Origin of the sequence: Cupriavidus sp. HPC(L) (assembly GCF_000307735.3) — a bacterium.
Taxonomy (GTDB): Bacteria; Pseudomonadota; Gammaproteobacteria; order Burkholderiales; family Burkholderiaceae; genus Cupriavidus.
Window position 1 is genome coordinate 1 of the sequence record NZ_AMPR02000047.1, and the last position, 11989, is coordinate 11989.

The window sequence follows — 11989 nt, forward strand, 5'->3', positions numbered from 1 at the left end:
CCTGCGGCAACGGCGCCGCCTGGGGCCGCGCGGTGGGTGGCGGCGAGGGCGGCTGCACGGCGCAGGCGCTCAGCAGGCAGGCGGCAACCGTGCCGGCCAGCGCCGAAACACGACCGCGCAGCGCGGTCGACACAGCCGCCGGTAAACCTGCCAGGCGCTGTGGAAAATCATGTGAGAAACGATGTGAATAACGCTGTGGAAATCCGGGTGGCAAGGCGCGCATCGGCATGACCTGAAAACGGCGGGCTACGACGAGGGATGGGCGCGCAATGGCGCTGGAAGGCCCGCGGAAGGCGGAAAAAACGCGGAAAAACGCGGCAAGGAACGCCGAACCGGCATGCCGCACGAGGCATCGCGACGCCGCTTCGGGCGCCGCACGGCCCGGGGGCCGATGCCGGTGGAAAAACGGGGAAAAGCCTGGCGGCTGCGCTGTGGATAACATTTCCCGCCCAGTGCCCCACGCTCGCCTTGCGGCGTCAGGCGGTGGCACGGCGGGACCATGTAGAACCGGGCTGGTCGGTACCGCCCGACAGCTTACTGATTGACGGCGTCCTTGAACTTCTGGCCGGCCTTGAACTTGACCGTCTTGGCGGCTTCGACCTTGATTTCTTCGCCGGTACGCGGGTTGCGGGCCATGCGTTCGCCACGCTCGCCCTGGCTGAACGTGCCAAAGCCGATCAGGCTCAGCGTGTCGCCCTTGGCGACGGCGTCCATGATGGCGTTCAGCGTCACGTTCAGTGCCTGCTCGGCCTTGGCCTTGGTCAGACCATCCACACCCGCTGCGATCGCGTCGATCAGTTCGGTTTTCGTCATGCTTCACTCCGTATCGAGTTGAAAAAACACATTGCCTCCCGCCCGCCCGGTGTGCCGGACGTGGCCCCGGAAAAGGCGCTGCGGGCCACATCATACCGTGTCACGCCAGCCGGTCCCCGCGCGACATTGTTACAGCAACCCTTGGCTGGACAAGGCCTGCGGGGGTGGGAGCGGGGATCGGAACGGTTTACGTGCGGTATACGCGGCCATGCAGGCAACCGTATACCCGGTCGTTTGCGCGGCCGGTTGCGCGCCGATTGCGCGGCCGTATACGCCCCGTGGCGGCGCGGCCTGCCAGGGAGGTGCCATGTGCCGTCCAGAGCGTTAACCGGCCTCTGGGCGGCTCCCAGGGGCTCTGAGGCCCTCTGGTCGCGTTGCGGGCGCGTCCCGGGTGGCGTTCCGACCGTATACGCGGGTTTGTCGGCAATCGGCTTTCAAGGTTCAGGCGTATACCACGACTCGAACCATGGCCTTGCCCGGCCGTATACGCCTCGCGGGTATACGCCTTCCGATGCAGGTAAACGCAGCCGGCAGGGTTTACGTCGTTTTTCCCGTTTTTCTTCGCAGCCGACAGGGGGACGTAGTCCCTTTGGTTTAGATAGTTCTTTTGATGTATACGGATAGTAGTAGTAGGTAAACCCACCCCTCTTCTGTGGACAAGTCAGTATACGTCAGTCGAATCAATGGTTTACCGAATGCAGAACCATCGGGACGAAATCCCGGGGCTGGTGGATGACTCCGCCGTTTGGTGGAGGGCCCGCCGAACAGGCTAGGACTTATGCCTGAGGCATCCCCATGCCAGCCCCAGGCGGCCCACATCAAACCCGCGTGCTTATCCACAGAAGTAGGCGGGGTTGTCCACAGAACGGGCCCCGTCGCGACCCCTGGCGAGTGGTATACCTCGGGGAATGGCGTGCGTCCGATGGACCGCTTCTTGCACGTTGCTGCGTTAACCGATCGCCCGCCGCTGCCAGGCGGGTTCAGGCGGGTTCAGGCGGAGCCGGGGCGCGCCAGGTATACGCCACGCACCGTCACGCGGCGCGGGTATCATCCCGCATCGCCGGCCGGCAATGCGCCGGCATCGGGCACACGACCAGCAGACAGACCGAACGACGGTAAACAGGATGGATATGGCCGAACAGTCGAAGCGCAAGCAGGACAGCAAGGGGGAAAAGAGCGACAAGGCGGGCAAGGCCCCGAAGGCGCAAAAGGCGGAGAAGGTCGAGAAGGCCGAAAAAGACAAGAAGCCCAGGACCGCCAAGGACCGCATCGAGGTCCGCCAGTCCGGCGTGCACGGCAAGGGCGTCTATGCGATCGCGCCGATCGCCGCCGGCGAACGGATCATCGAATACAAGGGCGAGCGGATCTCGTGGGAGACCGCGCTGGACCGGCACCCGCACGACCCGAACGATCCGAACCACACGTTCTATTTCAGCCTCGAGGGCGGCGACGTGCTCGACGCCAAGTTTGGCGGCAACCGTTCGCGGTGGATCAACCATGCCTGCGAACCGAACTGCGAGGCGCGCGAGAAGAAGGGCCGCGTGTTCATCCACGCGCTGCGCGATATCGAACCGGGCGAGGAACTGTTCTACGACTACGGGCTGGTGATCGACGCCCGCTATACGAAGAAGCTGAAGAAGGAGTTCGAGTGCCGCTGCGGCAGCCCGAACTGCCGCGGCACCATGCTGGCGCCCAAGGACCGGCGCTGACGTCTTGCCACCGGGCGGGCCAGCGCCCTTAGCCTGCGCCCGGCGCCTCGCACGGGATCCGGATCACGAAGCGCATGTTGGCGCGTGCCGTGCCGTCGGCGCGCTGGGATTCGAGTTGGGTTTCGCGCTGGGATTCGGTATCGGGCACGTCCTCGATGCTGATGCTGCCGTGATGCAGGCTGATGATCTCGTGCACGATCGCCAGCCCCAGCCCGGCGCCGCCCGGCGTGGCCTCGGGACTGCGTCCGGGAACATGGTCGCCGCGGAAGAAGCGCTTGAACACCTCCTCGCGCCGCGCCGGCGCAATGCCGGGCCCGTTGTCCTCGACCATCACCACCGCCATGCCCCGATGGCCGATCGCCTCGCCGCCGGCGCGCACGGTGATCCGGCCGCCGGCCGGCACGTACTTGACCGCGTTGTCGATCAGATTGTTCAGCGCCTCGCGCAGCAGCAGCCGGTTGCCGCGCACCATCGACGGCGCGGTGCCGGTAAAGGTCGGCCCCGGCAGCGTTTCGAAGCCCAGGTCGATATGGCGCGCCAGCGCCTGCGGCACCCATTCGGCGCCGGTCTCGAAGGCCAGCGTGGCCAGGTCGAAATGCTCGATCGGTCCGAGCCGCTCCAGCGACAGGCCGGGCTCGGCGCGCGCCAGCGACAGCAGCTGATTCGACAGCCGCACCGCCCGGTCCGCGGCCGATTGCAGCTCGCGCAGCGCGTGGCGGGCCACCTCGGCGTTGTCGGCCTCGACCGCCCGGTCGGCATGCAGCTTGACCGCGGTCAGCGGCGTGCGCAGCTGGTGGGCGGCGTCGGCGATGAACTTGCGCTGGGCGTCGAGCGCGTCGCGCAGCCGTGCCAATAGCGCATTGAGCGCGCGGATCAGCGGCTCGACCTCGGCCGGTACCTGGGTCTCGTCGAGCGAGGCCAGCGAGCGCGCGGTCTGCCGGTTCAGCTTGTCGGTCAGGATCTGCAGCGGCACCAGCTCCTCCTTCAGCACGTGCGACAGGATCAGGCTGCCGACCAGCAGCAGCAGGATCAGCGGCACCGACACCGACAGCAGGATTTCGTTGGCCGCGGTCTCGCGCCGGTCCAGCAGTTCCGCGACCTCGACGACGATCGGGCCGCGCGAGGGGGCGGCGGCGGCCTGCGGCACACTGGCCGCGCCGTTCGCCGCGCTGGCGGCCACGCTGTTTGCGATGCTCGCGGCAACGTCCGCGGCAACGTCGATGTCGCCATCGGCCGGCGCGGCCGGCACCGGATCGAGATGCACCGGCAGCCGCACCGCCCGTACCTGCCGCCCGCTGAACCAGGCGTAGAACAGCCGCGCGTCGTGCAGCGTGGTCTGGCCGGTACCGTAGCCAAGCCAGGTGTCCATGCCGCCGATCAGCCCGTCGGGTCCGTGGATGCGCCAGTAGATGCGGTCGCTGCCCTCGGCCTCGACCAGGGTCTGCGCGATCGCGGGGATATCGTGTTCGAGCCGGGGACCGGCGATGCGGATCTGCTGCGCGATATTGTTGGCGACGCCGTACAGCGCGCGGTCGAACACCTGCGTGGTGTAGTGGGCCGCGAGCCAGTAGGACAGCGAGCCGCTGGCGAGCACCAGCGCGAACAGCGGCGTGGCCAGCGCGCGCAGCAGGTGGATGCGCAGGCTTTGCGTGGAAGCGAGGCGCACCTGCTGGGGGCCGCCGCTCGGGCCTGTCCCTCCGGTACCGCCCGGGCCGCCCGCGCCGCCGGATGGGCCCTCGCCGCGCGCGCTCCGCAGAGGCGCCTGGAGCCGCCGCACGCCGTGCCTCGCGCTAGGCCTGGCCGCGGCTTTGCAGCAGGTAGCCGAAGCCGCGTACCGTCACGATCTCGACGTCGCTGTCCTCGAGCTTCTTGCGCACGCGATGGACGTAGACCTCGATCGCGGTATCGCCGACGGTGTCGCCGCCATCGCCGGCCGGATGGGCGAAGGTGGCCAGGTGGTCCTGCAGCTGGGCCTTGCTGACGACGCGCCCCTGCCGCTGCAGCAGCAGCTCCAGCACCGCGAACTCGCGCGGCGACAACTCCAGCGGCTTGCCGTCGAGGAACATGCGCCGGTCGCTGCCCGACAGCCGCAGCCGGCCCAGCCGCACGTCGCGGTCGGGCGCCGCCTCGCCGTGCTGGCTGCGGCGCAGCAGCACGCGCACGCGCGCCTCCAGTTCGGGAAAGGCGAAGGGTTTGACCAGATAGTCGTCGGCGCCGGCGTTCAGGCCGGACAGCTTGTCCTCGAGTTCGTCGCGCGCGGTCAGGATCAGCACCGGGGTGGTGCGGTTGCGCGCGCGGTAGCGCGACAGCAGCGTCATGCCGTCGATGCCGGGCAGGCCCAGGTCGAGGATCACCAGGTCGTGCTGCTCCTTGAGCAGATGCTCGGTGGCATAGACCCCGTCATGGACGACGCGCACCTGGTGGCCCGCCTGGAACAGGCCAGCTTCGACGCCGCTGGCGATCTGGCGGTCGTCTTCGATCAACAGGATGCGCATGGGCGAAAGGTTCGGCTACGGTTCGGCAGGGAATGCTGTGGCGGGCGCCGGAGGGAGCGCGGCTGGCGTCGCGCTTCGGGTGCCGGGGCCCCGCCTGGCCGCCGATTGTACCGCGCGTGGCGCGGGCCTTCCTTTCGATTGGCTTGCGATCCGGGACCACGGCGGGTCCCGGGGACAACAGGATCGGCGTTGCGGTACGCCGGCGGTTCAGCGCCTGGCGAGTGTCGCCGCGGCCTGCTCGATGAAGCGGGCCAGGTCGATATCGCGCTGGGTCAGGCCGTTGGCGTCATGGGTCGACAGCGTGATGTCGACGCGGTTGTACACGTTGAACCATTCGGGATGGTGGTCGGCCTTCTCGGCCTGCATCGCCACGCGGGTCATGAAGGCGAAGGCGGCGTTGAAGTCGGCGAAGGTGAAGCGCTTGTGGATCGCGTCGCGGTCGGGGACCGCGTTCCACCCGGGCAGCGACGCCAGCAGCGGCGCGCGTTCCTGTTCGGACAAGGGGGAAAGAGCGGGTGAGGTCATGATGGCAAGGCCCGTAAATGAGGGAATCGGAACAAGGCAGAGCCGGCCCGCCCGACCATCGCGGTCGGACATGCCGGCATTGTTTCATAAAGCGGGAAACGCGGCGGCGTCAGATATCGTCGCTGTCGCCCCAGCCCTCGCGATTGCCCGCCTGCAGCACCAGGTCGCCATCGGCGATGTCGCCCGCGCCCAGCGTCGGCTGCTGGCGCAGCTCGGCGTACAGAGGCGTGAAGTCCGGGCGGGTCGCGTCGAACAGCTGTTCGAAGCTGTCGATGACGAAGTAGGTCTTCTGGAAGGTGTCGATGCGGTAGCGGGTCCGCATGATGCGGCGCACGTCGAAGCCGATCCGGTTCGGGCTGGCCGAATCCAGGCTGTAGATCGACTCGCCCTGGCTCGAGACGATGCCGGCGCCGTAGATGCGCAGGCCCTCGGGCGTGCGGATCAGGCCGAACTCGACGGTGTACCAGTACAGCCGCGCCAGCATGTCCAGCGCGCCCATGCCGGCAGCCTTCAGGCCGCCCTGGCCGTAGGCCTGCATGTAGTCGGCGAACACCGGATTGATCAGCAGCGGTACATGGCCGAACACGTCGTGGAAGCAGTCCGGCTCCTGCAGGTAGTCCAGCTGCTCGGGCTTGCGCATCCACCAGCTGGCCGGGAAGCGCCGGTTGGCCAGATGCTCGAAGAAGACCTCGTCGGGCACCAGGCCCGGCACCGCCACCACCTGCCAGCCGGTGGCGGCCATCAGCTTGTCGTTCAGCCGGGCGAAGTCGGGTACGCGGTCGGCGTCCATGCCCAGCGTGTCCAGGCCGCGCAGGAACTCGTCGCAGACCCGGCCGCGCAGCATCGACGCCTGGCGCGCATACAGCTGGCGCCAGACGGCGTGGTCGGCGTAGGTGTAGCGGTGCAGCGGCTGCGCGATCGTGAAGTCGGGGTTCAGGTCCGGGTCGGACAGCAGCCCGGCTTCGAACTGTTCCTTCAGCTTGTCGGTCAGCGTGCCGGTGAAGGCGGGGCTGGCCGTGGCTTGCTGCTCTGGGGTCTGGTCGAGGATCGCTTCCATCTGCTTGTCTCCGGCGATTCGGTGCGGGTCGGGCCCGGTTTCGTTTGCGATATTGCCGCACGCGGGTCGTCGTGCATGCGGGATTTCTGCAAAGTCTACCGAGATGGCGCTGCAAAGAGCCCGCAAAAACGGCTTGGATTGCCGTTCCGATGCGGGTAATCTGCATAAAACGCAAAACCGATGCAGGATCTTTGTATGCTGAGTCTGGACAACTTCGATCTCGCCCTGCTGGCCGCGCTGCAGACCGACGGCCGCAGCACCCACCAGCAGCTGGCCGAGCAGGTCCATCTGTCGCCCAGCCAGGTGGGCCGGCGCATTGCGCGGCTGGAGGCCGAGGGCGTGATTGCCGGCTACCGCGTGGTGCTGTCGCCGCCCGCGCTGGGACTGGGCGTGCTGGTCTTCACCAGCGTCAAGCTGGCCCACCACGGCGACACCGCGATCGAGCGCTTCAAGGAGGAGATCCTGCTGCTCGAGGAAGTGCAGGAGTGCTACTCGGTCGCCGGCGAGGCGGACTACCTGCTGCGCATCGTCGTCACCGACCTGCCGGCGCTGGCCGATTTCACCATGCGCAAGCTGATGCGGGTGCCGGGCGTCGAAAGCGTGCGCTCGAATATCGTGCTGACCGCGCTCAAACGCGAAGGCGCGCTGCCGCTGTCCCATCTGCGCTAGGCCCGGTGCGTGCGGCTCGTGCGCCGACCCGTCGGTCGGCTTGCGCGCGGACGCCTCGCATGTCACTCTCGCCAGGTGCCCGCTGATGCACCGCAGCGGGGCCGACCATGCGGAGAGGGACGAGAGATGCGAGACCGGGCCACGGGCTTTGGCGGGGAAGGCGAACAGGACGTCGTGGGCAAAACGGGGATGGAAGACCCGCCGAACAGGGCGAGGACCGATGCCCGCGGACCGGCCCGCCGGCGCCTGTTTCCGCATGTCGTGGCGGCCTGTTCGCTGGCGCTGGGCGCCCACGCCGCGCTGGCGGCGCAACTTACCCGCGTTTCGCCGGAAGGCCAGGTCTCCAAGGTCCGCCAGGTCACGCTGCGCTTCGACCAGTCGATGGTGCCGCTGGGCGACCTGCGCGCGACCGCACCGGCCGCCGTCCAATGTACCGGCGCCGCGCCGGCGGATCTGGGCGGCGAAGGCCGCTGGGTCGACGACCGCAACTGGGTGTTCGACTTCGTCCGCGACCTGCCGCCCGGCGTCTCGTGCACGGTCCGGTTGCGCGCGGGCCTGAAGAGCCAGGCCGGCCAGGACTATCGCGGCAAGTCCGAATACCGCTTCGAGACCGGCGGTCCGATCGTGGTGTCCAGCCGCCCCTCCGGCGGCGAGATCGAGGAGGACCAGGTCTTCGCGCTGCGCTTCAACGGCCCGGCCACTCCAGACTCGGTGCGTCAGCATGCGTTCTGCCAGGCGCAGGGCGTCGGCGAAATGATTCCGGTGCGGCTGGTGACCGGTGCGGACCGCGACGCGGTGCTCAAGGCGCTGGGCTGGAAGCCGCGCGGCGCGGACAGCGTGCATCTGCTGGCCTGCCAGCAGCGGCTGCCGGCAGGCGCGAAGATGGAATTGCTGCTGGCGCCGGGCATTGCGACGCCGTCGGGCCTGGCCAGCAAGGAAGGGCGCCGCTTCGAATATCGGGTGCGCGAGCCGTTTACCGCCAGCTTCAGCTGCGAGCGCGAAAACGCGCAGGCACCATGCACGCCGCTGCGGCCGATCACGCTGGAGTTCTCGGCGCCGATCGCGCGCCGCGCGGCCGAAGCCGTGGTGCTGCGCACGCCGTCGGGGGCCGTGGCGCCGAAGCTGGAGGCCAACCTGGCGGCCGATGCCACGGTCACTTCGCTGCGCTTCGAGCCGCCGTTTGCCGAGAATGCGAACCTGACGCTCGAGCTGCCGTCGTCCCTGAAGGACGAGAGCGGCCGCCCTTTGAGCAACGCCGATCTGTTTCCGCTGCGGGTGGCGACCGCAGCGATGCCGCCGCTCGCGAAGTTCGCCGCGGCGCCGTTCGGCGTGATCGAGCGCTTCGGCGAGGTGCCCAGGAGCCGAACCGACAAGCCGGCCGACGGGTTGGCCGACGGGTTGGCCAATTACCCGCCGCTGCTGCCGGTCACGCTGCGCCATGTCGAGCGTGAACTGAAAGTGCTCGGCGTGCGCGCCGAGGCCGGTATGGTCAGCCGGGTACGGGTCGACGACGATGCCGCGGTGCTGCGCTGGCTGGCGCTGGTGCGGCGCATGCACGAGACCAGCTGGACCCGCGCCGAGCTCGACGCGATCCTCGCCGGCAAGCCGCCGTCGGCGGCCCGCATTCCGCGCAACGCGCCCCAGGTCGAAACGCGTGCCGTGTCGCTGCTGGCCGGGGTGCCGGGCGTGCGCAAGCTGGCCGTGCCGGCCTCCGTCGGCGATGGCGCCAGCCGGCCGTTCGAGGTGGTCGGCATTCCGCTGCCGGAAGCGGGCTTTCATGTGGTCGAGATCGCCTCGCCGAGCCTGGGCGCGGCGCTGCTGGGCAAGCCGGCGCCGATGTATGTGCGGACCGCGGCGCTGGTGACCAATCTGGGCGTCCACTTCAAGGCCGGGCGCGACAACGCGATGGCCTGGGTCACCACGCTCGACGGCGCCAAGCCGGTGCGCGAGGCCAATGTCGCGGTGCGCGATTGCCGCGGCAAGCTGATCGCCACCGCGCGCACCGACGATGCCGGCGTGGCGCGCTTCGGCCGGCTCGGCGCTGACGGCGCCGACGGCGCCAGCGGTTCCGGCCGCTATTGCGAGGACACCGGGCTATCGGGCTACTTCGTGTCGGCCCGCATCGTCGCCGCGCACCCGCAGGCGCGCGGCCAGGCCGACATGGCCTTCGTGATGTCGGACTGGAACCGCGGCATCGAGAGCTGGCGCTTCCATGTGCCGACCGATACCAGCCCCACGCCGACCGTTCGTGCGCATACGGTGTTCGACCGCACGCTGCTGTCGGCGGGCGAGACCGTCTCGATGAAGCACTACCTGCGCGTCGAGACCTCGAACGGCTTCGCACTGCCGCCGGGCGGGGAGTCCGGACAGTTGCCCGACAAGCTGGTGATCCGCCACGAGGGCAGCGGCCAGACTTACGAGCAGCCGCTGCAATGGCGTACCACGGCCACCGGCGGGCGCAGCGCCGAGAGCCGCTTCGCGTTGCCGCCGGCCGCCAGGCTGGGCCGCTATACGGTCGAGCTGGCCGACGCGCGCCAGCGCAGCCATGACAGCGGCGCCTTCCGCGTCGAGGCCTTCCGCCTGCCGGTGCTGACCGGCACGGTGCGCGCCGCGGCCACGGGCGGCGCCCAGACGCTGGTCGCGCCGAAGTCGCTGCCGCTGGACGTCGAGGTCCACTACGTGTCCGGCGGCGCCGCGGCGGGTTTGCCGGTGCGGGTGTCCGCGCTGCTGCGCGACCGTGTGCCGCGCTTTGCCGATGCCGCCGGCTACAGCTTCGATGCGCCGCGCGCGCCGGACGAGCAGCGCGACGAATCCGACGAGGTAGAGGACCAGGACGCCGGCCAGACCGCGCCGCACGACGGCCAGACGCTGATCGCCGACAAGCGCGCGCTGACGCTGGACGCCAACGGCGGCGGCCGCCTGACGCTGGACACGCTGCCGCCGGTCACCGCGCCGCGCGATCTGCTGGTCGAGGCGGCCTTCGCCGACCCCAATGGCGAGATCCAGACGCTGCGGCAGACGCTGCCACTGTGGCCGGCCGCGGTGGTGGCCGGCATTCGCGCCGACGACTGGGTCGCGGTCAAGCGCCAGGCCACGGTGCAGGGCATCGCGCTCGATATCGACGGCAAGCCGCGCGCCGGCGTGCCGATGGAGGTCCATGCGCGCGCCCGCATCACGACGTCGGCGCGCAAGCGCGTGGTCGGCGGCTTCTATCGTTACGACAACCGCACCGAGGTGCGCGACCTGGGCAAGGTCTGCGAGGCCAGGACCGATACGCGCGGCCGCATGCAGTGCGCGGTGACGCTGGAACAGACCGGCGAGGTCGAACTGGTCGCCCGCGCCCGCGACGATGCGGGGCGCGTCTCCGAGGCGGCCACCAGCGTCTGGGTCACCGGCCAGGGCGAGCTGTGGTTCGGCGGCGAGAACCACGACCGCATCGACCTGCTGCCCGAGCGGCCGTCCTATGCGCCCGGCGATACCGCGCGCTTCCAGGTGCGGATGCCGTTCCGCCAGGCCACTGCGCTGGTGGCGGTCGAGCGCGAAGGCATCCTGGAGACCAGCGTGGTGACGCTGGCCGGCAAGGACCCGACCGTCAGCGTCAAGGTCAAGCCCGAGTGGGGACCGAACGTCTACGTGTCGGTGCTGGCGCTGCGCGGACGCCTGCACGAGGTGCCCTGGTATTCCTTCTTCACCTGGGGCTGGCGCGAGCCGCGCGAATGGTGGCGCGCCTTCCGCAGCGAGGGACGCGAATACGTCGCGCCGACGCCGCTGGTCGATCTGTCCAGGCCGGCGTTCCGGCTGGGACTCGCCGAGATCCGCGTTGGCAACGAGGCGCACCGGCTCGACGTCAAGGTCGCCACCGACCGCGCCAGCTACCCGGTGCGCGGCCAGGCCCGGGTGACGGTGCAGGTCACGCTGCCGGACGGTAAGCCGGCGGCCAACGGCGAAGTCGCGCTGGCCGCGGTCGACGAGGCGCTGCTCGAGCTGATGCCGAACACCAGCTGGAACCTGCTCGAGGCGATGCTGCAGCGGCGCAGCTACGGTGTCGAGACCGCGACCGCGCAGATGGAGATCGTCGGGCGGCGCCACTATGGCCGCAAGGCGGTGCCGGCCGGTGGCGGCGGCGGCAAGAATCCGACGCGCGAGCTGTTCGACACGCTGCTGTTGTGGAATCCGCGCGTGCAGCTCGACGCGGCCGGCAAGGCGGCGCTGACGGTGCCGCTGAACGATTCGCTGACGCGCTTTCGCATCGTCGCGGTCGCCGATCTCGGGGTCGCCCGCTTCGGCACCGGCAGCGCCACCGTGGCGGCGACGCAGGACCTGCAGCTGATTTCCGGCCTGCCGCCGCTGGTGCGCGAGGGCGACCGCTATCGCGCGATGTTTACGCTGCGCAATACCACGGCGCGCGCGATGACGGTGGAAGTCGGCGCGCGCAGCGTGGCGGCCGGCATCGTGGCCGCCAATCCAGCATCCCACGCGGCGGCATCCGACGCGGCGGCAGCCGGCGCGGGGACGGCAACGGTGCCCACGCAGACCGTATCGGTACCGGCCGGACAGGCGCGCGAGATCGGCTGGGACGTGGTCGCACCGCTGCTGGCGCAGGCGAGCGGCCAGCCCACGGTCACCGAGAGCGAGCTGCAGTGGGAAATCGCGGCCACCGAACAACGCAAGGGCGACGGCAAGAGCGAGGACAGCGCACCCGCGTCGGACCGCATCCGCAT

The 11989-nt window shown here is 69.6% G+C and carries 8 protein-coding genes and 1 pseudogene; 3 read left to right on the forward strand and 6 right to left on the reverse strand.

Annotated elements, in window-relative coordinates; all coding sequences use genetic code 11:
- Nucleotides 1-346: pseudogene (locus B551_RS26835) on the reverse strand (hypothetical protein); the annotation flags it as partial.
- A 188-nt stretch (nt 347-534) separates the two neighbouring features.
- Complete coding sequence (locus B551_RS04335) at nt 535-813, reverse strand: HU family DNA-binding protein (protein WP_006579334.1); 279 nt, start codon at nt 811-813, stop codon at nt 535-537.
- A gap of 1130 nt (nt 814-1943) precedes the next feature.
- Here B551_RS04335 and B551_RS04340 point away from each other — a divergent pair.
- Entirely contained in the window at nt 1944-2522 is a 579-nt protein-coding gene (locus B551_RS04340) for an SET domain-containing protein (protein WP_043437328.1), read from the forward strand.
- Nucleotides 2523-2550: 28 nt separating this feature from the next.
- On the opposite strand, the gene B551_RS04345 is transcribed toward B551_RS04340, so the two are convergent.
- The 4 genes from B551_RS04345 to phhA form a co-directional block, all read right to left on the reverse strand.
- A complete protein-coding gene (locus B551_RS04345) occupies nt 2551-4188 on the reverse strand; it encodes a sensor histidine kinase (RefSeq protein WP_023263550.1) in 1638 nt (545 codons plus the stop codon).
- A 124-nt stretch (nt 4189-4312) separates the two neighbouring features.
- Nucleotides 4313-5017 carry a response regulator transcription factor gene (locus B551_RS04350; RefSeq protein ID WP_023263551.1) on the reverse strand — a complete coding sequence of 235 codons (705 nt, stop codon included), beginning with the start codon at nt 5015-5017 and terminating at the stop codon, nt 4313-4315.
- Between the two features lie 207 nt (nt 5018-5224).
- A complete protein-coding gene (locus B551_RS04355) occupies nt 5225-5542 on the reverse strand; it encodes a 4a-hydroxytetrahydrobiopterin dehydratase (RefSeq protein WP_043437326.1) in 318 nt (105 codons plus the stop codon).
- 109 nt (nt 5543-5651) lie between these two features.
- Nucleotides 5652-6599, reverse strand: coding sequence for a phenylalanine 4-monooxygenase (phhA, locus tag B551_RS04360; RefSeq protein WP_006576708.1), 948 nt, complete (start codon nt 6597-6599; stop codon nt 5652-5654).
- A gap of 195 nt (nt 6600-6794) precedes the next feature.
- Between phhA and B551_RS04365 the strand changes: the two genes are divergently transcribed.
- Both B551_RS04365 and B551_RS04370 read left to right on the forward strand, forming a co-directional pair.
- Complete coding sequence (locus B551_RS04365; protein WP_006576707.1) at nt 6795-7268, forward strand: Lrp/AsnC family transcriptional regulator; 474 nt, start codon at nt 6795-6797, stop codon at nt 7266-7268.
- 189 nt (nt 7269-7457) lie between these two features.
- A partial coding sequence (locus B551_RS04370; protein ID WP_023263552.1) for an MG2 domain-containing protein occupies nt 7458-11989 on the forward strand: 4532 nt, incomplete at its 3' end.